This is a genomic window from Streptomyces sp. cg40 (assembly GCF_050320165.1).
GTDB classification, from domain to species: Bacteria; Actinomycetota; Actinomycetes; order Streptomycetales; family Streptomycetaceae; genus Streptomyces; species Streptomyces hokutonensis.
This window is the reverse complement of record NZ_CP190128.1, coordinates 6,317,057-6,342,902: the sequence shown is the minus strand read 5'-3', so window position 1 is coordinate 6,342,902 and position 25,846 is coordinate 6,317,057. Positions and strand designations below refer to the sequence as shown.

At 70.4% G+C, this 25,846-nt stretch carries 26 protein-coding genes and 1 pseudogene; 8 read left to right on the top strand and 19 right to left on the bottom strand.

Annotated features, from left to right (window positions below; all coding sequences use genetic code 11):
* Window positions 1-108: 108 nt before the first annotated feature.
* The 15 genes from ACQHII_RS28485 to ACQHII_RS28415 form a co-directional block, all read right to left on the bottom strand.
* Window positions 109-375: a GlsB/YeaQ/YmgE family stress response membrane protein gene (locus ACQHII_RS28485; RefSeq protein WP_019072336.1), complete on the bottom strand. Its 267-nt coding sequence runs from the start codon at window positions 373-375 to the stop codon at window positions 109-111.
* A 202-nt stretch (window positions 376-577) separates the two neighbouring features.
* The gene (locus tag ACQHII_RS28480) at window positions 578-1,144 is read right to left on the bottom strand and encodes an SMI1/KNR4 family protein (protein ID WP_427921979.1); all 567 of its coding nucleotides are present in this window, start codon (window positions 1,142-1,144) and stop codon (window positions 578-580) included.
* Window positions 1,145-1,241: 97 nt separating this feature from the next.
* The gene (locus ACQHII_RS28475) at window positions 1,242-2,405 is read right to left on the bottom strand and encodes a barstar family protein (RefSeq protein ID WP_427921978.1); all 1,164 of its coding nucleotides are present in this window, start codon (window positions 2,403-2,405) and stop codon (window positions 1,242-1,244) included.
* 11 nt (window positions 2,406-2,416) lie between these two features.
* Window positions 2,417-2,809: a YccF domain-containing protein gene (locus ACQHII_RS28470; RefSeq protein WP_427921977.1), complete on the bottom strand. Its 393-nt coding sequence runs from the start codon at window positions 2,807-2,809 to the stop codon at window positions 2,417-2,419.
* A complete protein-coding gene (htpX, locus tag ACQHII_RS28465) occupies window positions 2,806-3,669 on the bottom strand; it encodes a zinc metalloprotease HtpX (protein ID WP_200715187.1) in 864 nt (287 codons plus the stop codon). The genes ACQHII_RS28470 and htpX overlap by 4 nt, the downstream gene beginning before the upstream one ends.
* Before the next feature lie 189 nt (window positions 3,670-3,858).
* A complete protein-coding gene (locus ACQHII_RS28460; protein WP_427921976.1) occupies window positions 3,859-5,382 on the bottom strand; it encodes an NADH-quinone oxidoreductase subunit N in 1,524 nt (507 codons plus the stop codon).
* Window positions 5,379-6,953 carry a complex I subunit 4 family protein gene (locus ACQHII_RS28455; protein WP_427921975.1) on the bottom strand — a complete coding sequence of 525 codons (1,575 nt, stop codon included), beginning with the start codon at window positions 6,951-6,953 and terminating at the stop codon, window positions 5,379-5,381. Before ACQHII_RS28455 ends, ACQHII_RS28460 begins: the two co-directional genes overlap by 4 nt.
* Window positions 6,954-6,959: 6 nt before the next feature.
* Window positions 6,960-8,954 carry an NADH-quinone oxidoreductase subunit L gene (locus ACQHII_RS28450; RefSeq protein ID WP_427921974.1) on the bottom strand — a complete coding sequence of 665 codons (1,995 nt, stop codon included), beginning with the start codon at window positions 8,952-8,954 and terminating at the stop codon, window positions 6,960-6,962.
* Entirely contained in the window at window positions 8,951-9,355 is a 405-nt protein-coding gene (gene nuoK / locus ACQHII_RS28445; RefSeq protein WP_427921973.1) for an NADH-quinone oxidoreductase subunit NuoK, read from the bottom strand. The genes ACQHII_RS28450 and nuoK overlap by 4 nt, the downstream gene beginning before the upstream one ends.
* Window positions 9,355-10,083: an NADH-quinone oxidoreductase subunit J family protein gene (locus ACQHII_RS28440; RefSeq protein WP_427921972.1), complete on the bottom strand. Its 729-nt coding sequence runs from the start codon at window positions 10,081-10,083 to the stop codon at window positions 9,355-9,357. Before ACQHII_RS28440 ends, nuoK begins: the two co-directional genes overlap by 1 nt.
* Window positions 10,080-10,841: a NuoI/complex I 23 kDa subunit family protein gene (locus ACQHII_RS28435; RefSeq protein WP_427921971.1), complete on the bottom strand. Its 762-nt coding sequence runs from the start codon at window positions 10,839-10,841 to the stop codon at window positions 10,080-10,082. The genes ACQHII_RS28440 and ACQHII_RS28435 overlap by 4 nt, the downstream gene beginning before the upstream one ends.
* Window positions 10,838-11,809 (bottom strand): complex I subunit 1/NuoH family protein, encoded by a 972-nt coding sequence (locus ACQHII_RS28430; protein WP_427921970.1) that lies wholly within the window; start codon window positions 11,807-11,809, stop codon window positions 10,838-10,840. The genes ACQHII_RS28435 and ACQHII_RS28430 overlap by 4 nt, the downstream gene beginning before the upstream one ends.
* Window positions 11,806-13,287, bottom strand: a complete 1,482-nt coding sequence (locus ACQHII_RS28425; protein WP_427921969.1) for an NADH-quinone oxidoreductase subunit C — start codon at window positions 13,285-13,287, stop codon at window positions 11,806-11,808. Before ACQHII_RS28425 ends, ACQHII_RS28430 begins: the two co-directional genes overlap by 4 nt.
* Entirely contained in the window at window positions 13,284-13,952 is a 669-nt protein-coding gene (locus tag ACQHII_RS28420; RefSeq protein WP_427921968.1) for an NADH-quinone oxidoreductase subunit B, read from the bottom strand. Before ACQHII_RS28420 ends, ACQHII_RS28425 begins: the two co-directional genes overlap by 4 nt.
* Window positions 13,943-14,389: an NADH-quinone oxidoreductase subunit A gene (locus tag ACQHII_RS28415; protein ID WP_427925426.1), complete on the bottom strand. Its 447-nt coding sequence runs from the start codon at window positions 14,387-14,389 to the stop codon at window positions 13,943-13,945. Before ACQHII_RS28415 ends, ACQHII_RS28420 begins: the two co-directional genes overlap by 10 nt.
* Before the next feature lie 275 nt (window positions 14,390-14,664).
* On the opposite strand from ACQHII_RS28415, the gene ACQHII_RS28410 reads away from it, so the two are divergent.
* Both ACQHII_RS28410 and ACQHII_RS28405 read left to right on the top strand, forming a co-directional pair.
* Window positions 14,665-15,882 (top strand): sensor histidine kinase, encoded by a 1,218-nt coding sequence (locus tag ACQHII_RS28410; RefSeq protein ID WP_427921967.1) that lies wholly within the window; start codon window positions 14,665-14,667, stop codon window positions 15,880-15,882.
* A 137-nt stretch (window positions 15,883-16,019) separates the two neighbouring features.
* Entirely contained in the window at window positions 16,020-17,363 is a 1,344-nt protein-coding gene (locus ACQHII_RS28405; RefSeq protein ID WP_427921966.1) for a sensor histidine kinase, read from the top strand.
* Between the two features lie 150 nt (window positions 17,364-17,513).
* Here the strand turns inward: ACQHII_RS28405 and ACQHII_RS28400 are convergent.
* A pseudogene (locus ACQHII_RS28400) lies at window positions 17,514-17,765 on the bottom strand (alcohol dehydrogenase catalytic domain-containing protein); the annotation flags it as partial.
* A gap of 224 nt (window positions 17,766-17,989) precedes the next feature.
* Between ACQHII_RS28400 and ACQHII_RS28395 the strand changes: the two are divergent.
* The 3 genes from ACQHII_RS28395 (at window position 17,990) to ACQHII_RS28385 (ending at window position 21,908) form a co-directional block, all read left to right on the top strand.
* Window positions 17,990-18,649 (top strand): LuxR C-terminal-related transcriptional regulator, encoded by a 660-nt coding sequence (locus ACQHII_RS28395; protein ID WP_427921965.1) that lies wholly within the window; start codon window positions 17,990-17,992, stop codon window positions 18,647-18,649.
* 249 nt (window positions 18,650-18,898) lie between these two features.
* Complete coding sequence (locus ACQHII_RS28390) at window positions 18,899-20,836, top strand: 2-oxoacid:acceptor oxidoreductase subunit alpha (protein ID WP_427921964.1); 1,938 nt, start codon at window positions 18,899-18,901, stop codon at window positions 20,834-20,836.
* Window positions 20,829-21,908 (top strand): 2-oxoacid:ferredoxin oxidoreductase subunit beta, encoded by a 1,080-nt coding sequence (locus ACQHII_RS28385; RefSeq protein WP_427921963.1) that lies wholly within the window; start codon window positions 20,829-20,831, stop codon window positions 21,906-21,908. The genes ACQHII_RS28390 and ACQHII_RS28385 overlap by 8 nt, the downstream gene beginning before the upstream one ends.
* Before the next feature lie 61 nt (window positions 21,909-21,969).
* On the opposite strand, the gene ACQHII_RS28380 is transcribed toward ACQHII_RS28385, so the two are convergent.
* From ACQHII_RS28380 to ACQHII_RS28370, 3 genes are all read right to left on the bottom strand, one after another.
* Window positions 21,970-22,227, bottom strand: coding sequence for a hypothetical protein (locus tag ACQHII_RS28380; protein ID WP_427921962.1), 258 nt, complete (start codon window positions 22,225-22,227; stop codon window positions 21,970-21,972).
* 82 nt (window positions 22,228-22,309) lie between these two features.
* Entirely contained in the window at window positions 22,310-22,672 is a 363-nt protein-coding gene (locus ACQHII_RS28375; protein ID WP_427921961.1) for a DUF6082 family protein, read from the bottom strand.
* An 84-nt stretch (window positions 22,673-22,756) separates the two neighbouring features.
* Window positions 22,757-23,176, bottom strand: coding sequence for a winged helix-turn-helix transcriptional regulator (locus ACQHII_RS28370; RefSeq protein ID WP_427921960.1), 420 nt, complete (start codon window positions 23,174-23,176; stop codon window positions 22,757-22,759).
* Between the two features lie 89 nt (window positions 23,177-23,265).
* On the opposite strand from ACQHII_RS28370, the gene ACQHII_RS28365 reads away from it, so the two are divergent.
* The 3 genes from ACQHII_RS28365 (at window position 23,266) to ACQHII_RS28355 (ending at window position 25,776) form a co-directional block, all read left to right on the top strand.
* Window positions 23,266-24,120 (top strand): SDR family oxidoreductase, encoded by an 855-nt coding sequence (locus ACQHII_RS28365; protein WP_427921959.1) that lies wholly within the window; start codon window positions 23,266-23,268, stop codon window positions 24,118-24,120.
* Between the two features lie 136 nt (window positions 24,121-24,256).
* Window positions 24,257-25,234 carry an EamA family transporter RarD gene (gene rarD, locus ACQHII_RS28360; protein WP_427921958.1) on the top strand — a complete coding sequence of 326 codons (978 nt, stop codon included), beginning with the start codon at window positions 24,257-24,259 and terminating at the stop codon, window positions 25,232-25,234.
* Window positions 25,235-25,293: 59 nt separating this feature from the next.
* Window positions 25,294-25,776 (top strand): VOC family protein, encoded by a 483-nt coding sequence (locus ACQHII_RS28355; RefSeq protein ID WP_427921957.1) that lies wholly within the window; start codon window positions 25,294-25,296, stop codon window positions 25,774-25,776.
* The last annotated feature ends 70 nt before the right edge of the window (window positions 25,777-25,846 follow it).

The window sequence follows — 25,846 nt, the reverse complement described above, 5'->3', positions numbered from 1 at the left end:
CGCAACGGTGCGCGGTACGAGATTTGCGTTACGAGGAAGGGTGGGTGCCCGTCGGCACCCACCCTTCTCTTCTGCTGGCTGCGGTACGGGGGCGCGCCAGGACGGGTCCTAGTTGCGCGAGTTGCCGAAGAAGATGCGGTAGGCGATCAGGAGGACGAGGGCGCCGCCGATCGCCGAGGCCCAGGTGGCGCCGTCGTAGAAGTTCTTGGCGACCGGGTGGTCCAGCCAGCGGGCCGATATCCAGCCGCCGAGGAACGCGCCGGCGATGCCGATGACGGTCGTGCCGATGAAGCCGCCCGGGTCGCGGCCCGGCAGCAGGAATTTGGCGATGGCTCCGGCCAACAGTCCCAGGATGATCCAGCTGATGATGCCCATGCCGTGAACCTGCCCTTTCACACTGTGCTTGCACTGACCCGGAGCTGTGAGTTCCGCCCGGACAGGCTGTGTTCGTAGGTCCTGCCCACGGCCTGTCGCTGCATGTTGCGCCGTGTCGATGAACAGGACGCCACGGATGCGTGTGGTGGTTGCAGGCATCGGCGGGATGGTGGCGTGAGCGTTGCCCGGCGCCGGAAGTGGGTCAGGATGCCTGCGTCGTCGTGCGTATGCGGAAGTCGGCCCATGGCTCGGGCTCGATGCCGATGTTGGCGTCGACGTACCAGCCCGTGCCGTCGAGCCAGCCCTGGAGCCAATCGGCGAGGCTGGGCGCGTCCACGTACCACGCGTTGTCCGCCTCGTCCGCGTTCGGCTCGTAGAGCAGCACGGTGGCCTGCGGGGTGCGGCAGTCCACGCACGCGTACATCGCGCAGCCCCAGTGGGATATCGGCAGGACGCCCTCGGGCCAGGGCCAGTCGGGGTCCTTGCGTCCGCTCTCGCGGTTGGCGAGGTACTGCGTGACGGCGGCGGGCTCGCCGGCGGGCGGGCTGTCCAGCAGGGGCAACAGGCCGTACTCCGGACCGAATCCGCCGTCACCTATGCGTGAGTAGAGCGCCGCGAGCAGTGGGGGCAGGCTGAAGCCGAGGGCGGCCTCGGCGCGGGTCACCGTGGCCTCGTCCACCGGGGCGGGGAGTGAAGTCCAGCCCCACGGGAGGGTGTTGCGGGCCTCGGCGGCCACCCGGGTCAGCAGTCGCTGCTCGTTCTCGGTCATGGCTTCATAGTGCAACGCGCCACTGACAATCGGGCCGGCCTGTGGACAACCCGGCGGATGTGGAAAACCTGCTCGTCGGGGGTCCGGTGACGAACGGTCAGGCCAGGCGGACGTCGACGTGTCTCTCGGCGAGGAGGGCGAGCAGTTCCTCGAACGTCGGAGGGTACGGGCCGGTGCGCGGAGTGAGGCCGAGACAGGTGCGGGCCACGGTCGCGTCGTGCCAGACGAGGACGAAGGGCGGGGCGGCTCCCCAGCGACCGCGCAGGCAGTCGTCCAGGGCGTCGAGGCCCCGACCGAGGTATCCGCCGGGGCCGTTGACCGCCTCGCCGAGAGCACAGAAGAAACCCTGCGGGTCGGTGATGTGCCTGCCGTCGAGGTGGTAGGTGGTGCCCGGCGGCCGGTCCGGGGCGCCGAGCGGGTGGTTCGCCAGCGCGGTGTCGAGCCAGAACCGGCGGCCCTCGGGATCGCAACCGGCCCAGTGGCCGGGCTCGGAGGGGCGCCCCTCGCCCCACAGGTCCCACACCGCTCGGGCCGCGAGCGGCGGCCGTTCCGCCCAGGGGTCGAGGGTGAGGTCGACCAGGCCGGGGCCGCGCGCGGACGGGATCCAGGCCCGCAACTCGCCCTCGGTGGCGGGCTGGAGGGGCCTGCCCTTGGAGTCGATGCGCAGCACCTTTGCGTGGCCGAGGTCCTCGTCCCCGCTGTCCATGGCCGCCCGCAGCGCGCCGCGCGGGGAACAGCCCAGGAGGCGCACGGGAGGGTCGAGCGGTTCGGGCCGGTCCTCCTGAAGATGGGCCAAGTCCCGGCAGGCGCCCCAGGGTTCACCGTCCGGGCCCAGCAGCCGGTAGCCCGGGGAGAGGGGCGGGCAGTGCGGGTAGTCGTAGGGGTCGTCGTCGGACGGCAGCCCCTCGACGGTGACGTCCCTCAGGGACAGGTCGCGCGCGCAGGGGCGGTCGCCGACAACGCGTACGTCCTCCAGCCACCAGCCGCCCTGCATGCCCGCGCCGGTCTTGTCGAGGATCTCCAGGGTGAGCAGGCCGAGCGGCGCCGGACCGTCGGCACGCGCGCGTGCGAGGGCCGCGGCAAGTTCGCCCTGGGGCACGCAGCCGAGCAGCTCGTACGTCTCCCGGACGGGTGGTGGCGGGTCGGCGAAGAGGTCGTCGGCGTCCTGGCACAGTGCCCAGGTCTGCTCGTATCCGTGCTCGCCGGCGGACTCGGAGACTTCGTCGTACGACAGCAGGACGTACTTCGGCGCCCCCACCACGGTCGCTCCCGTCAGCGGGTGGCGAACGGCTGGTCCGTGGGCACGATCTCGCGGCCCAGAGGGAACAGCGATACCGGGATCAGCTTGAAGTTGGCGATGCCGAAGGGGATGCCGATGATCGTGATGCACATGGCGATGCCGGTGACGATGTGCGCGATGGCCAGCCACCAGCCCGCGAGGACCAGCCACAGGACGTTGCCGACGCAGGACGCCGCGCCCGCGTCACGGCGCTCGACCGTGGTGTACCCGAAGGGCCACAGGGCGTAGACGCCGATACGGAAGGCGGCGATGCCGAACGGGATGCCGATGATGGTGATGCACAGCAGCGCGCCGGCGAGCAGGTACCCGAGGAACAGCCAGAAGCCGCTCAGGACGAGCCAAATGACGTTCAGGATGGTTTTCACTGAGGGCGACCTGCCATCTTCTCGAGCCGGGCGATGCGCTCCGCCATCGGCGGGTGTGTCGAGAACATCTTGGAGAGTCCCTGGCCCGGGCGGAAGGGGTTCGCGATCATCATGTGGCTCGCGGTCTCGATGCGGGGCTCCGGGGGCAGCGGAAGCTGCTTGGTGCCCGCGTCGAGTTTGCGCAGGGCGCTCGCGAGGGCGAGGGGATCCCCGGTCAGCTGCGCGCCGGACGCGTCGGCCTCGTACTCCCTGGAGCGGCTGATCGCCAGCTGGATGAGACTGGCCGCGAGGGGCCCCAGGATCATGATCATCAGCATGCCCAGGATGCCGGGTCCGTCGTCGTCGTTGGAGCGGCCGATCGGGATCAGCCAGGCGAAGTTGACCAGGAACATGATCACCGAGGCGAGGGCGCCGGCGACCGACGAGATCAGGATGTCGCGGTTGTAGACATGGCTCAGTTCGTGGCCGATGACTCCCCGCAGCTCGCGCTCGTCCAGGATGCGCAGGATGCCTTCCGTGCAGCACACGGCGGCGTTGCGTGGATTGCGGCCCGTCGCGAAGGCGTTGGGGGCCTCCGTGGGTGAGATGTACAGGCGCGGCATGGGCTGGCGGGCCTGGGTGGAGAGCTCGCGGACCATGCGGTACAGGGCGGGGGCCTCGAACTCGCTCACCGGGCGGGCGCGCATCGCGCGTAGCGCCAGTTTGTCGCTGTTCCAGTACGCGTACGCGTTCGTGCCCAGCGCGATCACGACCGCTACGACGAGCCCCATGCGGCCGAAGAAGCTGCCGATGACGATGATGAGTGCGGACAGTCCCCCGAGGAGAACTGCGGTCCTGAGCCCGTTGTGCCGGCGGTGCACGGTACGCCCTCCAAATCGTGCAGCGGGGGAACCCTTTGCTTGCTGATCTCTGATGCCACTGGTCTCGTGGTGCCACGTCCAGTGGACCCTTCCGCACTGGTCAACGCCAGGCGAGGGCCACTAGTTCCCTTGTGCGTACGGCGCCGGGCGTGGGCCGTCCGGGTGAGGACGGTGGTATGTGCCGGTGGCTCAGAAGAGTCCGGTGTCGGCGAAGCGCAGGACCAGTTGGGGTGCTCCGGAGAGGGCGATTCCAAGAGCGCCGGTGAGCGCGAGGGCTGCGGTGAGGGGGGCGGGGACGCGGTGCTTGCCGTGCTCCCCCTCGGGTGCGCGGAACAGCAGGGCCGTCCACTGGAGGTAGTAGAAAAGCGCGATCACCACGTTGACGGCCATGACGACCGCCAGCCAGCCCAGGCCCGCGTCGACGGCCGCCGAGAAGACGGTGACCTTGGCGAAGAGCCCGATGACACCCGGCGGCAGTCCGGCTAGGCAGAGCAGGAAGAAGGCCAGGAGGAGGGCTGCCAGGGGGTTCGACGCGTACAGCCCGCGGTAGTCGCTGATGCGGTTCAGGGCTCTGCTACGGCCCACCAGTGCGGCCACCGCGAAGGCGCCGAGGTTCACGGCCGCGTACATGAGGGCGTAGGCGACGGTGGAGCCGATCGACTTCTGGGCGTCCTTGGAGTACGCGGCGGTGGCGATCGGCACCAGGAGGTACCCGGCCTGGCCGACGGAGGACCAGGCGAGCAGCCGTACCGCACTGTACGCGCGCGTGGCCTGTTGGCGCAGGGCGCCCAGGTTGCCGACCGTCATGGTGAGGGCGGCCAGCGCGGCGAGCGCCGGGCCCCACACGTCGGCGTACGACGGGAACGCGACGACGGTGACGAGGATCAGGCCGGAGAAGCCGACCGCCTTGCCGACGACCGACAAGTAGGCGGCGATCGGGAGGGGCGCTCCTACGTAGGTGTCGGGTACCCAGAAGTGGAAGGGGACGGCTGCCGTCTTGAAGGCGAAGCCGATGAGGGTGAGGACGACGCCGGTCTGGGCGAGCGTGTGGAACTGGCCGTCGACGTGCTGGATGCGGTCGGCGATCTCGGTGAGGTACAGGGTGCCCGTGGTGGCGTAGACGAAGCTGACGCCCATCAGGCTGACCGCGGTCGCGGTGACCGAGGACAGGAAGAACTTGAGGGCCGCCTCGGCGGACTTCTTGTCGCCGTGCCGGATGCCGACGAGGGCGAACGCGGGCAGGGAGGCAACCTCCAGGGCGACGATCAGAGTTGCGAGGTCGCGGGAGGCGGGCAGGAGGGCGGCGCCCGCGGCGGAGGACAGCAGCAGGAACCAGTACTCCCCTTCGGGGAGTCCCTTCTCGGCGTCCTTCAGGGTGGTGATCGACAGGAGAGCCGCGAGGAGGGCGCCGCCGAGGACCAGGAACTGGATGACCAGGGTGAAGCGGTCCGCCGTATAGCTGCAGGCGGTCGAGGCGCCGGTGAGGCAGAAGGTGGCGCGGTCTCCGTCCAGGAGGGGCAGCAGCATGAGCGCGGAGGCGGCCAGGCCCGCGACCGACACCCAGCCCAGGAGCGCCTTCTTGGCGTCCTGGAGGAACAGGTCGGCGACGAGGACGGCAAGGCCGACGACCGCCGTGATGGTGGGCGGTGCGATCGCGAGCCAGTCGACGGACTGGACCACCGACTCCGCGAGCGACTGGACCGGGGAGCTCATCGGGTGCCTCCTGCGAGGAGCTGCTGCACGGCCGGGTCGGTCAGGCCGAGGAGTGCCTTCGGCCACAGGCCGGCGGCCACGGTGAGGGCGACGAGCGGGGTCCAGGCCGCGAACTCGTACGTGTGGACGTCGGCGAGCTTCGGCGCCTCCTGCGCCACCGCGCCCATGCAGACGCGGCGGACCACGGCGAGCATGTAGGCGGCGGTCAGCAGGGTGCCGAAGGCCGCGACGGCCATGAAGGTGAGGAACGCGGGGCGGCTGAGGTCTGCGGCGGGCTTGAACGCGCCGAACAGCGCCAGCATCTCGCCCCAGAATCCGGCGAGTCCGGGGAGTCCGAGCGAGGCGACGGCGGCGAACGCGAGCAGGCCGCCGAGGCGTGGTGCCTTGCCGTAGAGGCCGGCGCCGGTCTCCTCGGCCAGGGTGTCCAGGTCGGTGGTGCCCGTGCGGTCCTTGAGGGCGCCGACGAGGAAGAACAGGAGGCCGGTGATGAGGCCGTGGGCGATGTTGGCGAACAGGGCGCCGTTCACGCCGGTCGGGGTCATCGTCGAGATGCCGAGCAGGACGAAGCCCATGTGGCCGACGGAGGAGTAGGCGATGAGCCGCTTGAGGTCGCCCTTCGCGCCCTGTTTCGCGAGGGCGAGGCAGGCCAGGGAGCCGTAGATGATCCCGACGACGGCGAAGGCGGCGAGGTAGGGCGCGAAGGTGTGCATGCCGTCGGGGGCGATCGGCAGCAGGATGCGGACGAACCCGTACGTGCCCATCTTCAGCATCACGCCCGCCAGCAGGACCGAGCCGACGGTCGGTGCGGCGGTGTGGGCGTCCGGCAGCCAGCTGTGCAGCGGCCACATCGGCGTCTTGACCGCGAGCCCGATCCCGACCGCCAGAACGGCGATGACCTGCACGGATGTGGTCAGCGACCGGCCGTTGTCAGTGGCGAGTGCCACCATGTCGAATGTGCCCGCCTTGATTCCGATCAGGAGCAGGCCGAGCAGCATGACGACGGAGCCGAGCAGTGTGAAGAGGATGAACTTCCAGGCGGCCCGGGTCCGTTGGGCACCTCCCCAGCGGGCGATGAGGAAGTACATCGGGATGAGGACGGTCTCGAAGGCGAGGAAGAAGAGGATCAGGTCGAGGACGGCGAAGGTGGCGAGGGTGCCGGACTCCAGGACGAGCAGCAGGGCGACGAACGCCTTCGGGGACGGGCCCGAAGGCATCTTGAAGTAGGAGTAGAGCGCGCAGAGGAAGGTCAGCAGCGCGGTCAGGACCAGGAGGGGGAGGGAGATGCCGTCGATGCCGAGGTAGATGCGCACGTCGAGTGCGGGGATCCAGCTGATGTCGGTCGTGGCCTGCATCTTCGAGGGATGGTGGTGGTCGAAGCCGAGCGCGAGGACGATCGCGGCGACGAGGATCACGCCGGTCACGGTCACGCCGTGCCGCAGTACGGCCTGTTCGGGCGACTTCCCCTTCAGCCCGGGCGGGGCCGGCAGGAGGGCGGCGACGGCGCCGAGGAGCGGGCCGACGACGACGAACGCCAGAAGGACCTGCATCACGGACTCGTTGATATCGATCACGCCTGCTCACGCTCCCGTGGCGACGAGGAGGACGGCGACCGTCAGGACGACGGTGCCGGCGAGCAGCGCGCTCACATAGGTCTGCAGATTGCCGGTCTGAGCGCGCCGTACGGCGGCTCCGAGGAGGCGGGGCAGGGTGCCCGCACCCTGTACGTAGGTGTCGACGACCTCGCGGTCGAGGAACCGCACGAGGCTCGCCGCCGCCAGTACGGGGCGGACGAACAACGCCCCGTAGACGGCGTCCAGGTGAAACCCGGTGGCCGCGTGGCGGTGCAGCGGGCCGAGCAGGAGGCGGCCCGGGTCCGCCGGGTCGGCTGCCGAGGCCACGTCTCCGTAGGCGGGCGCGTGACTCGCGACGGCCTCCGCCTCGACCAGTCCCGCGTCGCCCTCCGGGTGGGCCGCGACCGCACCCATCGGTACGCGGGCCGCGAGCGCGGTGGTGTGCCGCCAGGCACCGTAGGTGACGATGCCGCCGACGAGCGCGACACCCGTACCGAGTACGGAGGTGGTGAGCGTCGGGGTGAGGTCGCGGCCGTCGAACCAGTCGGGGAGTACGCGGTAGGCGAGTCCGCCGAGGGCAAGGGACGGGACGGCGAGCACCCACAGCACGGCGTTCATCGCCACGGGCTGCCTGCCGTGGTCGGGGGCTTCGACTCCCTTGCCGTGGAAGGCGAGCAGCCACAGGCGGGTCGCGTAGGCAGCGGTGAGCAGGGCCGTGAGCAGGCCGGCGACGAGGACGATCCAGCCCGCGGCGCCGGGGATGCGCGAGGTGTGCTCGGTGGCCGCGTGTTCGGCGGCGCCGAGGACCGACTCCTTGGAGAAGAAGCCGCTGAACGGCGGGATCGCGGCGAGCGCGAGGAGCGCCACGGTCATCGTCCAGAAGGCGTCGGGGACGCGGGCGCGCAGGTTGCCCATGCGGGACATGGCGGCCAGCGAGTTGGTGCCGGAGGCGTGGATGATCACGCCGGCGGCGAGGAAGAGCAGCGCCTTGAAGGCGCCGTGGGACAGGAGGTGGAAGACGGCGGCACCGCGGTCGCCGACAGCCAGGGCGCCGGTCATGTAGCCGAGCTGGCCGATCGTCGAGTAGGCGAGGACGCGCTTGATGTCGTCCTGGGCGAGCGCGGCGAGACCCGAGCCGGCCATCGTCACGGCGGCCATGACGGCGAGGACGACCATCGCGGCCGAGGATGCCTCGAAGACCGGGAGGAGACGGGCGACGAAGTAGACACCGGCGGCGACCATCGTCGCGGCGTGGATCAGCGCGGAGACGGGAGTCGGACCCGCCATCGCGTCGGGCAGCCAGGTGTGCAGCGGGAACTGCGCCGACTTTCCCGCGACGCCGGCCAGGAGCAGCAGCGCGATCAGCGTCGGGTGGTGCAGCCCGCCGCTCGCGACGGTGCCGAGGACCTTGGTGATGCGGAAGGACCCGGCGTCGGTGGCGAGCGCGAACAGGCCGATCAGGAAGGGGACATCGCCGAGTTTGGTGACGAGGAAGGCCTTCATGGAGGCGGCGCGGGCCTCCGGGGTCTCCCAGTAGTGGCCGACGAGGAAGTAGGAGCAGATGCCCATGACTTCCCAGCCGACCAGCAGCACGATCAGGTCGCCGGAGTAGACGACCAGGAGCATCGCGGAGGTGAAGAGGGAGACGAGCGCGGCGTACGAGGGGTAGCGCGGGTCGTCGCGCAGATAGCCCGTCGAGTAGATCTGCACACAGGTGGCGACGAAACCGACCAGCACGGCGACGAGGGCGGCGAAGCCGTCGATGTGCAGGGCGAGTTCGACCGGGACCGAGCCGGTGGGCGTGAGTTCGGTGGCGGAGTCGATGGCCGCGTCGCCGCCCTGGCGTACGGCGACGATCGCGGCCAGCGCGAGCGCGGCGAGCGTCGGCAGCACGGCGAGCGGGCGGACGAAGCCGGGGGCGGTGCGGCCGAGGAGCAGGCCGGCCGCGGCGCCCAGGAACGGAAGGAGGGGGACGAGGACGGCGAGGGTGGTCGTGGTCACGCGGTGGCCTCAGCCTTCTCGGCCGCGGGGGGCTCGGTGCCGTCACTGTCTGCGGGATCGCTGTCGGGGCCGTCGCTCTCGTGACCCTCGGCGGTGTCGCGGAGCTTGTCGATGTCCGAGGTACCGCGGGCCCGGTACACGGCGAGGACGATCGCCAGTCCGATACCGATCTCGGCGGCGGCGATGGCGATGGTGAACAGCGTCAGGGCCTGGCCGGAGTGGAGTTTGTCCTCGGCGGTCCGGCTGAGCCAGACGTCGAAGGCGACCAGGTTCAGGTTGACGGCGTTGAGCATCAGCTCGACCGACATCAGGACGAGGATCGCGTTGCGGCGGGCGAGGACGCCGTAGAGGCCGGTGCAGAAGAGGAGGGCGGCGAGCACGGCGGGATAGACGAGGTGCATCAGCGGGCTCCTTCCTGCTCGGTCGGGGTCTTCGGGGCGGCGGGACCGTTGCCCTCAACCGCACCTTTTCGCCCGATCGTGTGATTGCGGGAATCCGGGACGGATGGGGAACTACCGGTCGCGGGCCGGGAGTTCACAGGGGGAGAGCTCGACTCCGCCTTCGACTTGCGGGACAGGACGATCGCGCCGACCAGGGCCGCGAGGAGCAGGACGGAGAGGGCCTCGAAGGGAAGGACCCAGTTCTGGAACAGGCTCGCGCCGGTCACCGCGGTGGAGCCGGCGGCCGGACCGTCCAGGTCCGTCCAGGTCGCGCGGAAGGCGTCGACGACGACCCACACCAGGGCCGCCGCGGCGGCGACGGCCACGGCGAGGGCGACCCACCGGTTCTCCGAGTCGGCGTCCGGGGAGTGGCCGATGGGGGCCTTGGTGAGCATCAGACCGAAGAGAAGGAGGACGACGACGGAACCGACATAGATGAGGACCTGCACCCAGGCGATGAACTCGGCGGTGAGCAGGAGGTACTCGACAGCGATGCCCCCGAGGGCCACCACGAGCCACAGGGCGGCGTGCACCAGCTGCTTGGTGGTGACGGTGACGAGGGCGGCGCCGAAGGTGACCAGGCCGACGAGGAGGAAGGCGATCTCCACGCCGGTCGGGGAGAGGAAGCCGTGGTTGTGGGAGGCGGCGAGCGTTGCCGTGGCGGTGGCAGCAGTGGCGGCGAGGGTCACGACTGTCCCTCCGGCGGGTCGGTGGGCGAGGGCGGCTCGGCGTGGCCGGGCTCGGCGGGTTCGGGTGCGGCGGGTTCGGGTGCGGTCCGCGCGGCTCCGGTGCCTTCCGCGACTCCGGTGCTCTCCGCGGCCTCGGTGACCGCTGAGGTCTCGGTGACCGCTGTGGCCTGGGTAACCGCTGTGGCCTGGGCCGCTTCAGCTGCCTCCGCCATCTCCGCCTCCCCCGCCGCAGCCTGAGTCGCGGCCAGCTTCTCCGCCGTCTTGCGGGCCGCGGCGATCTCCTTGGGCTCCTCCGCGCCGGGGTCGAGGGCGGGTGGGGCCGGGACGGTCCACATCCACTCGCGGAGCTTGTCGCGTTCGTGGGTGAGTTCGTGGATGTCGGTCTCGGCGTACTCGAACTCCGGGGACCAGAACAGGGCGTCGAAAGGACACACCTCGATGCAGATACCGCAGTACATGCACAGGGAGAAGTCGATGGCGAAGCGGTCGAGGACGTTGCGGCTGCGCTCGCGGCCACCGGGGGCCGCCGCCGGGACCGTCTCCTTGTGGGAGTCGATGTAGATGCACCAGTCGGGGCACTCACGGGCGCAGAGCATGCAGACCGTGCAGTTCTCCTCGAACAGGCCGATGACTCCGCGGGTGCGGGGCGGGAGGTCGGGCTGGGTGTCCGGGTACTGCTCGGTGACGGTCTTCTTCGTCATCGTGCGGAGGGTGACGGCCAGGCCCTTGGCCAGGCCGGAGCCGGGGAACGGGGTCACTGGAGGAACACCACCTTCACGATGCCGGTGAGGGCGATCTGAGCGAGGGAGAGGGGGACGAGGAGGGTCCAGGAGAGCTTCTGGAGCTGGTCCTCGCGCAAGCGGGGATAGGTGACGCGGAGCCAGATGACGACGAAGGCGAGGAGCGCGGTCTTCAGCAGGGTCCACACCCAGCCGAGTCCGTCCGCGCCCCAGGGGCCGTGCCAGCCGCCCAGGAAGAGGACGGTGGTCAGGCCGCACAGGACGACGATTCCGGCGTACTCGGCGAGGAGGAAGAGGGCGAAGCGGAGACCGGTGTACTCGGTGTAGGCGCCGAAGATGATCTCGGAGTCGGCGACGGGCATGTCGAAGGGAGGGCGCTGGAGTTCGGCCAGGCCCGCCACGAAGAACACGATCGCGCCGACGATCTGCCAGGGCAGCCACCACCAGTGGAAGGCGTCGAGGATGCCGGGAAGGGAGACCGTGCCAGCTGCCATCGCCACGGAGGCGGCGGTGAGCAGCATGGGGAGTTCGTAGGCGAGGAGCTGTGCGGCGGTGCGGAGGCCGCCGAGGAGGGAGAACTTGTTGGCGGAGGCCCAGCCGGCCATGAGGGAGCCGAGGACGCCCACGCCCATCACCGCGAGGACGAAGAAGATGCCCGCGTCCAGTACCTGGCCGACGGCGCCCTCGCCGGGGCCGATCGGGATGGCGAGGAGGACGAGCAGGTACGGGAGGAGGGCGACGGCGGGGGCGAGTTGGAAGATACGGCGGTCCGCGCCCGCCGGGACGATGTCTTCCTTCTGGGCGAACTTGACGCCGTCCGCGACGAGTTGGGCCCAGCCGTGGAAGCCACCGGCGTACATCGGGCCGAGGCGGCCCTGCATGTGGGCCATGACCTTGTGCTCGGTCTGACCGACGATGAGGGGGAAGGTGAGGAAGACGACGAAGACGATGAGGAGTCGCAGGGCGACGTCGAACGCGTCGTTCACTGCGGGCCTCCTGCGGGGGTGTCGGGGGTTGGGTCTTCGGAGGCTTGGCCTTCAGGGGTGGGATCGGCTGCGGCCGAGGCGGTTTCAGCTTCGGCTTCGGCTTCGGCTTCAGCCGGCGGTCCGTCGGCCGACCTCGTCGTGGAGTCCGGCTCGGACACCGGCTGAGGATTCGCCTCCGGCTGCGGAATCGCCTCCGACTCCGACTCCGACGGGGATGCCTGTCCGTCGAAGGCCGGCCGGGCGTGGTGCCACGGGGCGTCCGGGCTGCGGGGTGCGGTGGTGGGCTGGGCGGGGGTGTCCTCCCGTGCCGGTACTGCGGCCGGTACCGGGGCCGGTCCCTGCTGTGAAGCCGAGCCGTCGCTCGCGCTGCGTGAACGTCGGGGGGTTGCCGTGCCCGTCGGCTGTTGACTCGCCGAGCCTTCTGCGGCGCTGCGGGCGCGGCGCGGTGTGGCCGCGGTTCCTGAGGCCGGTTCCCCGGCCTTGGTCCCGCCGGCCTCAGCCCCAGCCTCGATCCCAGTCCCAGTCCCGTTCCCTGCCTCGGTCCCAGTCCCTGCCTCGCGAATCTGGCTCGCCGAACCCTCGCTCGCGCTCCGCGCCCGGCGTGGTCCGGTCGACGGCACCGCAGGGCCACCCTCGGACGGCGGCACCGCAGCGGCACCCTCGGCCGCCTGCCCCTCGGCCGGCGGCACCGCACTCTCTGTCGCCGTCGCCGGCGCCGGCGTCGCCTGGCTCGCCGAGCCCTCCGCTGCCGTACGGGCGCGCCGCACCGGACGATCACCGGCCGCTCGGGCCGGACGCTCCCCCGCGGCGGCGCGCACCGGGCGGTCGCCTGCCCCGCCCTCTCCTCGTACCGGGCGGTCGCCTGCCGCTCGGGCGGTTCCTCGGGCGGGGCGGGCCGGTGCCGGCGGGAGTTGGCCCTTCAAGGGGCCCCATTCGTTCGGGTCGGGGACGCCGGGCGGGAGCATCTGGCGACGTTTGGGGCCGCCGTGGTCGGACTCGCCCGGTTCCTTGGCGCCGGGCCAGGCCTTGGCCACGCGGGCCGCCAGGACGAAGTCCTTGCGGAGGGGGTGGCCTTCGAAGGTCTCCGGGAGAAGGAGGTGGTCCAGTGCCGGGTGGCCCTCGAAGTCGACGCCGAACATCTCGTGGGTCTCACGTTCGTGCCAGGCGGCGCCCGCGTAGACGTCCACGGCGGTGGGGAGTACCGGGGCCTCGTGCGGGACCGTCGTACGGACGAGGAGTCGGCGTACCGGTGACAGCGCCACGACGTGGGCCGAGACGCGGAAGCCGGTGCCGGGTTCGTCGACCGCGCTCAGCCAGTCGAAGTAGGTGCAGCCCAGGTCGTCGCGGGCGGTGCGCAGGGCGGCGAGCCAGGTGGTGGGCGGTACGTCGACCGTGAGGAGCTCGTAGGACTCCTCGGCCGTGGCCTCCGTGCCGAAGAGTTCCTCGGTGGGGGCGGGCAGCCAGCCGACGGCGGTCATCGGGCGTCCCCCGAGCCGGAGTTGGAGGGAGGCTCCTCGGTCGCGGCCGAAGTCTCACCGGTCACAGGTGACGGCGTCGGCGTCGGCGGTGGCGCGACCAACCCACTCTGCAAAGCCGCCGTCGAAGGCCGCGCCCCCGGTGTCCCGTACCCGTACCGCTCCCCCAGCGACTCCCGGGCGATCTTCTCCTGGAGTTTGAGGATGCCCTGGAGGAGGGCTTCGGGGCGGGGCGGGCAGCCGGGGACGTAGACGTCGACCGGGATGATCTGGTCGACGCCCTTGGTGACGGAGTAGGAGTCCCAGTAGGGGCCGCCGCAGTTGCTGCACGCGCCGAAGGAGATGACGTACTTGGGCTCGGGCATCTGCTCGTAGAGGCGCTTCACGGCGGGAGCCATCTTGTCCGTGACCGTGCCGGAGACGACCATCAGGTCGGCCTGGCGCGGACCGGGGGCGAAGGGGATCACGCCGAGGCGGATGAAGTCGTGGCGGGCCATGGACGCGGCGATGAACTCGATGGCGCAGCAGGCGAGGCCGAAGTTGAAGACCCAGAGGGAGTAGCGGCGGCCCCAGTTGAGGACGACCTTCATCGGCTCGGGGGCGAGGCGGGCGAGGGTGCCCAGCCGTTTCGGCTCCGGGAGCAGCACGGGCTCGGGGGTCACGTCCATGCCAGGACGCCCTTCTTGTATGCGTACAGCAGGCCCACGGTGAGGAAGCCGAGGAAGACGAACATCTCGACGAGGGTGGTCGCGCCGTAGCCCGGGGCGGCGAAGACCGTGGCCCAGGGGAAGAGGAAGATCGAGTCGACGGCGAAGATGACGTAGAGGAACGCGTAGACGTAGTACCGGACTTGGGTGTGGGCCCAGCCCTCGCCGACGGGGTCGACTCCGCACTCGTAGGTGAGGAGTTTCTCGGGGGTGGGGACGACCGGGCGCAGCAGGCGGCCGGCGCCGAAGGCCACGGCGACGAAGAGCACGCCGACGACGGTGAGCAGTCCCACGACGGAGTAGGAATGGAAGTAGTCCGCCGCGACGACCACGGCCGGTTCCCGGAAGGCGACCGGCGAGGTCACCGGCAAGCCGTCCGGCAAGGTCCCCTGCACCATCTCCCGCAAGTCCGACCCCTCCTCTTCCCCACAGGCCCGCGGCAGTCCCGCTCCAAAGCCCCGATGCCCCGGTGCCTCGGTGACCCGTGTGAACTCTGTGTTCGACGATGTGTACGCACGGGAGTCTAGGCCCTGTTAAAGGGGCGGTAAGCAGCCCGTCGCGGCTTGAGATCCGGTCGGAATGATGGGAAGGAGGCGGTGGTGGGGTTTTCCCCAGGGAATCGGGGCGGCGGACCTCATGGCGCCGGGGCCGCTCGCGCGGCACGCTGGCCCATATGACCGTACGCATCCCCTACGCCGACCCGGCGGCCTCCGGCGGCGAGAAGTTCGACGAGCCGTTGCCGCCGGCCCGTTTCGCCTACGACAGACACACCTGGAAGGAGATCGCGCATCTCCTGACGAATCTGCCGGTGTCGGTGTTCGGCTTCGTCTATGTGGTGACGATGCTGGCCGTCAGCGGCGGGCTGACCGTCACCGTGGTCGGGTTCCCGCTGCTCGCGCTGGGGTTGATGGGCGCGCGGCTGATCGGGAAGTTCGAGCGGGGCCGGGCGCGGCGGCTGCTCGGGGTGCGGATAGAGGAGCCGAGCCCGTTGCCGCTGCGCAAGGGCGGCGGGCTGCTCCAGCGGGTGTGGATGGCGCTGAAGGACCCGGTGGGCTGGCGGACGGTGCTGTACGACGGGATGCGGCTGCCGTGGGGCATCGCCACCTTCACGATCACGCTGACCTCGTTGTTCGTGCTGTGGCCGGTGCTGCCGTTCATCGCGCGGGGGCTGGCGAACGTGGACCGGGCGATGGTGCGCGGTCTCCTGTCCCCCTCCGACGAACTGGAGCGCCGTATCGCCGAGTTGGAGTCGGACCGGGGTGTCGTGGTCGACACGGCGGCGGCCGACCTGCGGCGGATCGAGCGCGATCTGCACGACGGGGCGCAGGCCCGGCTGGTCAATCTGGCCATGGGGCTCGGCCTGGCGAAGGAGAAGCTGCTGGAGGGGCAGGCGGACGAGCATGTCGCCGCGATGGTCGACGAGGCGCACGGCGAGGTGAAGCTCGCGCTTCAGGAGCTGCGGGACCTGGCGCGCGGGATCCACCCCGCCGTCCTCACGGACCGCGGGCTCGACGCGGCCCTGTCCTCCGTGGCCTCGCGCTGCACGGTGCCGGTGAAGGTGACGGCCGAACTGGGGGCGCGCCCGGCGGCGGCGATCGAGGGCATCGCGTACTTCACCGTGTCCGAGCTGCTGCAGAACATCAGCAAGCACAGTGGCGCCCGTAGCGCGTCGGTAGACGTGTGGCGGGCGGACGAACGGCTGCTGATCCAGGTGTGGGACGACGGTCGCGGCGGCGCGCGCCTCGACGGCGGCACCGGCATGCGCGGCCTCGCCGAACGGCTGGGCGCCGTGGACGGCCTGTTCGTCCTCGACTCCCCGCCCGGCGGCCCGACGACGGTCACCGCGGAGCTGCCCTGGCGCGAGCGGACCGCCGAACCGGGCCGGGGGTAGGGAAAACCCCCCTCCGAGGACGCCGACGGACTCCATGGCCCGTGGACCTGCGGCCGAGCAGTCTGGAGATACGACAGCACGGCTGCGGAAACCACCGACTGCGCGAGCGGGCGGACGACTAGGACAGGAATACGCCGATGGCCACGGAGTACGGGCAGGGGTACGGATCGCACAGCACGGTCGGCCTCGACGAGCGGCGCCGGCACCGGCTGCCGACCGCGCTGCGCGCACCGCTGGAGGCGCGCAGCTGGCGCGAGTTCGGCTACGTACTGCTGAGCCTGCCGATCAGCATCCTGCTCTTCACCTACGCGATCACGATGGTGTCGCTGGGCGCGGGCCTGCTGATCACCTTCCTCGGCGTTCCGGTCCTGGCGGGCGCCCTGGCCGGCTGCCGCGGCTTCGGCGCGCTGGAGCGGGCGCGGGCCCGCCGGCTGCTCGACCTGGACGTCGCCGACCCCGAGCCGCTGCGGATGAGGAAGAACGGCCCGATGGCCTGGATGGGCGCCGTCCTCAAGTCCGGCACGTCCTGGCGCCATCTGCTGTACGCGGTGCTGCACTTCCCCTGGGCGGTCTTCTCCTTCGTCGTCGCCCTCAACTTCTGGGCCTACGGCTGGGCCCTGCTGACGTACCCGCTGTGGTTCTGGCTCTTCCCGATGTACGGCGGCCAGGGCGGCCTCCAGCTCTACGGCGACGGGCAGCACCGGATCTATCTGGACAACCCCTTCGAGATCACGGTGACCGCGCTGGTGGGACTGCTGTTCACGCTGGCCACGCCGTGGATCGTGCGGGCGCTGACGATGGTGGACCGGCTGCTGGTGCACGGGCTGCTCGGCCCGTCGAAGCTGGCGACGCGGGTCGTGGAGCTGGAGTCGGACCGGGGTGTCGTCGTCGACACGGCGGCGGCGGATCTGCGGCGGATCGAGCGGGATCTGCACGACGGGGCGCAGGCCCGGCTGGTGGCGCTGGCCATGGATCTGGGGCTTGCCAAGGAGAAGCTGACGGAGGACCCGGAGGCCGCGGCGCGGATGGTGGGCGAGGCGCACGGCGAGGTGAAGACGGCGTTGCAGGAACTGCGGGACCTGGCCCGCGGAATCCACCCCGCCGTGCTCACCGACCGCGGACTCGACGCGGCCCTCTCCTCCGTCGCCTCGCGCTGCACGGTGCCGGTGAAGGTGGACGTGGACCTGCCGTCGCGGCCGGCCGCCGCGATCGAGGGCATCGCGTACTTCACCGTCTCCGAGCTGCTCCAGAACATCAGCAAGCACGCGAAGGCCACCTGGGCGGCGGTCGACGTGTGGCGGGTGGAGAACCGGCTGATGCTCCAGGTAGTGGACAACGGGGTGGGCGGCGCGGACGCCTCCGGCGGTTCGGGGCTCGCCGGTCTCGCCGGACGGCTGGACGCGGTCGACGGCATCCTGGTGGTGGACTCCCCGGCGGGCGGACCGACCCGGATCACGGCGGAACTGCCCTGGCGGGGCTGAGCGCCGGCCACGAGCGGCCGTGGACCCGGCGACACTCCTCCGGGCCCACGGCACACGCCAGCGACCTACGCCGGGCCGCCGACCGCGAGCACCACCTTCCCCCGGTTCCGCGTACTCCGCGTACCCGCCGCCGTTCGGGAGGTACGCCGTCACCGCGTCGCCGACCGAGACCTCCGTGACGCCCTCGCCGAGGGCCACCACCCGGCCGGACGCCTCCAGGCCCGTGACGGTCTCGCCGTCGGGCTCGCCGAAGTCGCCGAGGCGGTGCTGTATCTCGCCGTAGTTGACGCCGGCGTAGGCGACGCGGATGAGGATCTCGCCGGGGCCCGGCTCGGGGTCGGGGAGGTCGACGAGGCGCAGTACCTCCGGTCCGCCGGTCACCTTGAACGCGCTCGCCCGCATGGGCCCACCCCTCCGTGTCGAATGCCCGGCGCCCGGTGATCGGGACCGGGTCGTGCGGAAAGCCGAAACCTGCGCTCTGCTGTCCCTGTTCCGGCCGTCCGGGGGCGCTCCCCCGTCCGAATTCCACTCGCCCGGGCGCACCGCGGTCCGAATACTGGAATGCTGGACTTGTCGCGTGGACGGGCAGGGCGGGCTATGGGGGGCCGAACATCGTGGAGGACAGGGTGCGTGTGGTCATCGCCGAGGACTCGGTGCTGCTGCGGGAGGGCCTGACCCGGTTGCTGACCGACCGCGGGCACGACGTGGTGGCCGGAGTGGGCGACGGGGACGCGCTGGTCAAGACGATCACCGAGCTGGCCGACCAGGGCACGCTGCCGGACGTGGTGGTGGCGGACGTACGGATGCCGCCGACGCACACCGACGAGGGCGTACGGGCGGCCGTGGAACTGCGCAAGGCGCATCCCGGCCTCGGTGTGCTGGTGCTGTCGCAGTACGTGGAGGAGCGCTACGCCACCGAACTGCTGGCCGGTTCCACCCATGGCGTGGGCTATCTGCTGAAGGACCGGGTGGCCGAGGTGCGGGAGTTCGTCGACGCGGTGGTGCGGGTGGCCTCGGGGGGTACGGCGCTGGACCCGGAGGTGGTCGCGCAGCTGCTGGGGCGCAGCCGCAAGCAGGACGTGCTGATACGGCTCACCCCGCGGGAGCGCGAGGTGCTGGGCCTGATGGCGGAGGGACGGACGAACTCCGCGATAGCCCGGCAGCTGGTGGTGAGCGACGGCGCGGTCGAGAAGCACGTCAGCAACATCTTCCTGAAGCTGGGGCTGTCACCCAGCGACGGGGATCACCGGCGTGTTCTGGCCGTCCTCACCTACCTCAACTCCTGACAAACTGACACGGTGTCAGACATCAGCCGTTGGTCGAGCCGAGAACCGGACAATGCGTGGGGAGCGTCTTCGAGGGAAGCGCCGGGGGGCGAGAAATCATGACAAGTCAGGTTGTCGAGCCGTCTCAAAACAGCGTCCATCATGCGAACGGCCCGAGGGAAGCGACCCCTACGGACGTAGGGTTGATCGTGGGAGGGTCGGCGATTCGACCATGCCCGGACAGTGTCCTCGAAGAGGAGGTCCAGTTCAGTGACCAGCCAGGTCAGTAGCCCAGCGGAGCAGACCGACGGAGCCGACAGCACGTTGGTCGGGGAGCAACGCAAACCGGCGGGGGTGAAGGACGTCCACCGCCTGGACCGGGTGATCATCCGGTTCGCCGGTGACTCGGGTGACGGTATGCAGCTCACCGGCGACCGCTTCACCTCGGAGACGGCGTCCTTCGGGAACGACCTCTCCACCCTGCCGAACTTCCCGGCCGAGATCCGCGCCCCCGCAGGCACCCTGCCGGGGGTTTCGTCGTTCCAGCTGCATTTCGCCGACCACGACATCCTGACCCCGGGCGACGCGCCCAACGTGCTGGTCGCGATGAATCCGGCCGCCCTGAAGGCGAACATCGCCGATGTGCCGCGCGGGGCGGAGATCATCGCCAACACGGACGAGTTCACCAAACGGGCGCTGCAGAAGGTGGGTTACTCCGCCTCGCCCCTCGACGACGGCTCGCTGGACGGCTACAGCCTCCACCCCGTCCCCCTGACGACCCTCACGGTCGAGGCGCTCAAGGACTTCGGCCTGACGCGGAAGGAGGCCGAGCGCAGCAAGAACATGTTCGCGCTGGGCCTGCTGTCGTGGATGTACCACCGGCCGACCGAGGGCACCGAGAAGTTCCTGAAGTCGAAGTTCGCGAAGAAGCCGGAGATCGCGGCGGCCAACATCGCGGCGTTCAGGGCGGGTTGGAACTTCGGCGAGACGACGGAGGACTTCGCGGTCTCCTACGAGGTCGCCCCGGCCGCCACCGCGTTCCCGACCGGCACGTACCGCAACATCTCCGGGAACCTCGCCCTGTCCTACGGCTTGGTCGCCGCGTCCCGACAGGCGGACCTGCCCCTGTTCCTCGGCTCCTACCCCATCACCCCGGCCTCCGACATCCTGCACGAGCTGAGCCGGCACAAGAACTTCGGCGTACGGACCTTCCAGGCCGAGGACGAGATCGCGGGCATCGGCGCGGCACTGGGGGCGGCCTTCGGCGGCTCCCTCGCGGTGACGACGACGAGCGGCCCGGGTGTGGCCCTGAAGTCGGAGACCATCGGCCTCGCCGTCTCCCTCGAACTCCCGCTCCTCATCCTGGACATCCAGCGCGGCGGCCCCTCCACCGGCCTGCCGACCAAGACCGAACAGGCCGACCTGCTCCAGGCGATGTTCGGGCGCAACGGCGAGGCACCGGTCCCGATCGTCGCCCCGTGCACACCGGCCGACTGCTTCGACGCGGCGATCGAGGCGGCGCGGATCGCGCTGACGTACCGCACCCCGGTGTTCCTGTTGTCGGACGGCTACCTGGCCAACGGCTCCGAGCCCTGGCGCATCCCCGACATCGACGAACTCCCGGACCTCACCGTCCAGTTCGCCCAGGGCCCGAACCACACCCTGGACGACGGCACCGAGGTCTTCTGGCCCTACAAGCGCGACCCGCAGACCCTCGCCCGCCCCTGGGCCATCCCCGGCACGCCCGGCCTCGAACACCGCATCGGCGGCATCGAGAAGCAGGACGGCACGGGCAACATCTCCTACGACCCCGCCAACCACGACTTCATGGTCCGCACCCGCCAGGCCAAGATCGACGGCATCGACGTCCCCGACCTGGAGGTCGACGACCCGCACGAGGCACGCACACTGGTCCTCGGCTGGGGCTCGACGTTCGGCCCGATCACGGCGGCGGTACGACGGTTGCGGGGCGCGGGCGAGTCGATCGCGCAGGCGCATCTGCGCCACCTCAACCCCTTCCCGCGGAATCTCGGCGCGGTCCTGAAGCGTTACGACAGAGTGGTGATCCCCGAGATGAACCTCGGCCAGCTCGCCACCCTCGTCCGGGCGAAATACCTGGTGGACGCACACTCGTACAACCAGGTGAACGGCATGCCGTTCAAGGCTGAGCAGCTCGCCACGGCTCTCAAGGAGGCCATCGATGGCTGAGACGTCCACGGAAGGCACGGGCACGATCGAGGCACTTTCGCTCGTCCCCAAGGCCGAGGCAGTGCAGTCCATGAAGGACTTCAAGTCCGATCAGGAAGTGCGCTGGTGCCCCGGCTGCGGTGACTACGCGATCCTCGCGGCGGTGCAGGGTTTCATGCCGGAACTGGGCCTCGCCAAGGAGAACATCGTCTTCGTCTCCGGCATCGGCTGCTCCTCCCGGTTCCCGTACTACATGAACACGTACGGCATGCATTCGATCCACGGCCGCGCCCCGGCGATCGCGACGGGCCTGGCGGCGAGCCGGCGGGACCTGAGCGTCTGGGTGGTGACGGGCGACGGCGACGCGCTGTCGATCGGCGGCAACCACCTGATCCACGCGTTGCGCCGCAACGTCAACCTGAAGATTCTCCTGTTCAACAACCGGATCTACGGCCTGACGAAAGGCCAGTACTCGCCGACCTCCGAGGTCGGAAAGATCACGAAGTCGACGCCGATGGGCTCCCTGGACGCCCCCTTCAACCCGGTGTCCCTGGCCATCGGCGCGGAGGCGTCCTTCGTGGCGCGGACGATCGACTCGGACCGCAAGCACCTCACCCAGGTCCTCCGCGAGGCCGCCGCCCACCCCGGCACGGCCCTGGTCGAGATCTACCAGAACTGCAACATCTTCAACGACGGCGCCTTCGACGCCCTCAAGGACCGCCAGCAGGCCGAGGAGGCGGTGATCCGCCTCGAACACGGCCGGCCGATCCGGTTCGGCGCGGGCGCCGCGCGGGGCGTGGTCCGGGACGCGACGACGGGCGACCTGAAGGTGGTCGACGTGACACCGGAGAACGAGTCCCAGATCCTGGTCCACGACGCCCACGCGACGTCCCCGACCACCGCCTTCGCCCTGTCCCGCCTGGCCGACCCCGACACGCTGCACCACACACCGATCGGTGTGCTGCGGTCGGTGGAACGGCCTGTCTACGACACGCAGATGGCGGACCAGCTCGACTCCGCGATCGTGCAGAACGGGAAGGGGGACCTGGCGGCGCTTCTTGCCGGCGGGGACACCTGGACTGTCGTGGGGTGACGGATCCGGTCACACGGAGGAGGGCCTGGGAGCGATGCCCGGGCCCTCTCGCCTGTTCACGTCAGGCGTCGGGGATGTCCCGCTTGGCACGGATCAGGGTCTCGCGCGTGATGACGACGATGCGTTCGTGGTCGGCACGGGAGGCGTCGATGGGGAGCACCCCTTCGAGTTCCTCGGTCCGGTCCGTCCCGATGACAGCGAAGTCTCCGTCAGCCAGTTCAAAGAGGTCCGGACAGTTGGCGCCGCTCGCAGATCCACGTTGACTCGGCGTGTCGCCAAGGCGGCGGACTATTCGGGCGGTTGAGAACTCGTGGCTCATATACGTGGGCTCCTCTCATGCGGGTACACCCTCAAGCTAGCCAACCGAAGACCGCCCGATCACGTCTCGGACGCCGGGCCGATCACCCACCATTCCTCCAGATCGTCAAGCCGCTCCTCCATGACGACTCCGCGAAGACGGGGCTCCGGCTCAAGTACTGGAGGTGCCCGAGCAGTTCACCCCTGTCGATGCTCCCGACGCGGTAGTTCAGCAGAATCAGCACGTACTGCTTGTTGGCGAAGGCCAGTTGGCGGCGTCTCTCCGCCGACACACCGCCCGGCACACCCAACACGTCCGCGAACGCGGGATCGTCGATCGCCCGGTCCAACTGCTCGGCGAAGAGACGATGCAGCTGGATGCGGTTCGCGTTGCGCAGCTCCTCCACCATGAAGCCGATCGTCCGGGTCAACTCCCGTATGAGCTCGTCCTGTTGTGGCGCCACCATGCCGCCCACCCTGCTCCGCCGCCCAAAACGCCGCGCGAGGCGGAAAGGGGGCGCACAGAAGGACGCGCCGCGCACGAGGGACGACTAGCGCCCGCCGGGAGTACCGGCCCGCCCCTTCGCCTCGTCGTAGGCCTCCCGCGCCCTCTCCACCTCCCCCATCCGCGCCTCCGTCCACAAGGCCAGGCTCCGGACCTGTTCCGCCGCCTCTCGGCCCAGGTCGGTGAGGGAGTAGTCGACCCTCGGGGGGATCACCGGCTTGGCGTCGCGGTGGACCAGGCCGTCTCGTTCCAGGGTCTGCAACGTCTGGGTCAGCATCTTCTCCGTGACCGTCCCGATCGCGCGGCGGAGTTCGCTGAAGCGGTACGGGCGGTCGAGGAGTTCGATCAGTACCAGAACGCCCCAGCGGGACGTGACGTGTTCCAGGACCAGGCGGTACGGGCACATCACCGCGCCGACGGTGTACTTGCCCGCCACCTTGCCCGCCACCTCGTTGCTTACTGTCATGCCAGTACCTTACTTCAAAGTGGGTACTTTCCTAGAGTTAGCGCACCTCCTAGGGTTAGTGCCATCGCACCCCACAAGGAGTAGTCATCATGAGCATCGTCGTCACCGGAGCCACCGGACACCTCGGCCGCCTCGTCGTGGAACAGCTGCTGGAGAAGGTTCCGGCCGACCAGGTCACCGCCGTCGTGCGCACCCCGGAGAAGGCCGCCGACTTCGCCGAGCGCGGGGTGAAGATCGCGGTCGCGGACTACAACACCCCCGAGACCTTCGGCTCCCTCTTCGCCGCCGGCGACAAGGTGCTGCTGATCTCCGGCAACGAGTTCGACAAGGGCCGCGTCGAGCAGCACAAGGTGGTCATCAACGCCGCCAAGGCCGCCGGTGTGGCGCTCCTCGCCTACACCAGCGCCCCCGGCTCCCTCACCGCCGCCCTCGCCGACGACCACCGCGGCACCGAGGAGGCCCTGCTCGCCTCCGGTCTGCCGTACGCCCTGCTGCGCAACGGCTGGTACAACGAGAACTACACCGAGCAGCTGGCCCCGGTCCTGGAGCACAGCGCCGTCGTGAACGCCGCCGGTGCCGGCCGGGTCTCCTCCGCCTCCCGCGCGGACTACGCGGCCGCCGCCGTCGCCGTACTGACCGGCGAGGGCCACGAGAACCAGACGTACGAGCTGGGCGGCGACGAGGCCTGGGGCTTCGCCGAGTACGCGGCCGAGCTGAGCCGGCAGACCGGCAAGGAGATCGCCCACAACAACGTCCCCGGCGAGGTCCTCGTCGGCATCCTCACCGGCGCCGGGCTGCCCGAGCCGTTCGCCGTGATCCTCGCCGGTGTCGACGCCTCCATCGAGAAGGGCGAGCTGGTCGTCGCGACCGGCGACCTGTCCCGCCTCTCCGGCCGTCCGACCACGCCGATCGCCGAGTCGATCACGTTCGCGCTCAAGGGCTGACACCGCCCGCGCACGGGAGCGCCCCTGCCTGTCATGACCGTATGGCGATACGGGCATGACAGACGGGGGCGCTCGGCGCTACCTTCGTGCAGGCTGCACCGACGCAGCCGGGGCGAGGCGCGCGAAGGAGGGACCCGTGAGCGGGAAGCCGAGCGGGAGGCCGAAGGGCGAACAGCACCACATAGGACTGCTGAACGGCTTCGCGGCATACGGCATGTGGGGCCTGGTCCCGCTGTTCTGGCCGCTGCTGAAGCCGGCCGGCGCCGCCGAGATCCTCGCCCACCGGATGGTGTGGTCGCTCGGCTTCGTCGTCGTGGCGCTGCTCGTGGTCCGGCGCTGGGCCTGGGTCGGCGAACTGCTGCGCCAGCCGCGCAAGTTGGGGCTCGTCGCGATCGCCGCGGGCTTCATCACCGTCAACTGGGGCGTCTACATCTGGGCCGTGAACAGCGGCCATGTCGTCGAGGCCTCGCTCGGCTACTTCATCAACCCGCTCGTCACCATCGCGATCGGCGTCCTGCTCCTGAAGGAACGGCTGCGCCCGGCGCAGTGGGCCGCGGTCGGCGTCGGTCTCGCCGCCGTGATCGTGCTGACGGTCGGCTACGGGCAGCCGCCGTGGATCTCCCTCTGCCTCGCCTTCTCCTTCGCGACCTACGGGCTGGTGAAGAAGAAGGTCAACCTCGGCGGCATCGAGTCGCTGGCCGCGGAGACCGCGATCCAGTTCCTGCCCGCGCTCGGCTATCTGCTGTGGCTGGGCGCGCACGGCGACGCGACGTTCGCGCAGGAGGGCGCCGGACACGCCGCGCTGCTCGCCTCCACCGGCATCGTCACCGCACTCCCGCTCGTCTGCTTCGGCGCGGCGGCGATCCGGGTGCCGTTGTCGACGCTGGGCCTGCTCCAGTACCTGGCACCGGTCTTCCAGTTCCTGCTCGGCATCCTCTACTTCCACGAGTCCATGCCACCCGCACGCTGGGCGGGCTTCGCCCTGGTGTGGCTGGCACTGGTCCTGCTGACGACGGACGCGTGGCGCACGTCCCGGAGGGGCCGGGCGGCAGCTGCGGCGGCAGCGGTCGCAGTCCTGCGGGACCCGAAGCCGGTGGACCCGATCGAGGCGTAGTCCGGCGGACCCGTCCCGGTCGGCGGCGACTGTCAGTGCCGGGTGCCACAGTGGACGGCATGACACAGACTCCCGAGCCGACAGGCACCCCCGCCCCGGTCCACTGGAAGCTCGTCGTCGACGCCGCCGACCCGCACGCCCAGGCGGACTTCTGGGCCGCCGCCCTGCACTACGAGACCGAGGACAACAGCGCGCTCGTCGAACGGCTCCTGGAGCTGGGCGCGTTGCCCGCCGCCGCGACCGTCGAGTTCCACGGCCGCCCGGCCTTCCGCGACCTGATGGCCGTACGGCATCCCGACGACCCGTACGACAAGGAGCGCGGCACCGGGCTCGGCCGGCGGCTGCTGTTCCAGCGGGTGCCGGAGGCGAAGACCGTCAAGAACCGGCTGCACATCGATCTGCATCCGGGGGAAGGACGGCGGGAGGCCGAGGTGGCACGGCTGACGGGGCTGGGCGCGAGCGTGCTGCGCCAGGTGTCGGAGCCCGCCGGCGCATGGGTGGTGATGGCGGACCCGGAGGGCAACGAGTTCTGCGTGTCGTAGGCCCTACCACAGCCCCTACCACAGCCCCTACCACAGCCCCTGCCACGGCCCTTCTCGCAGGCTTTCCCGC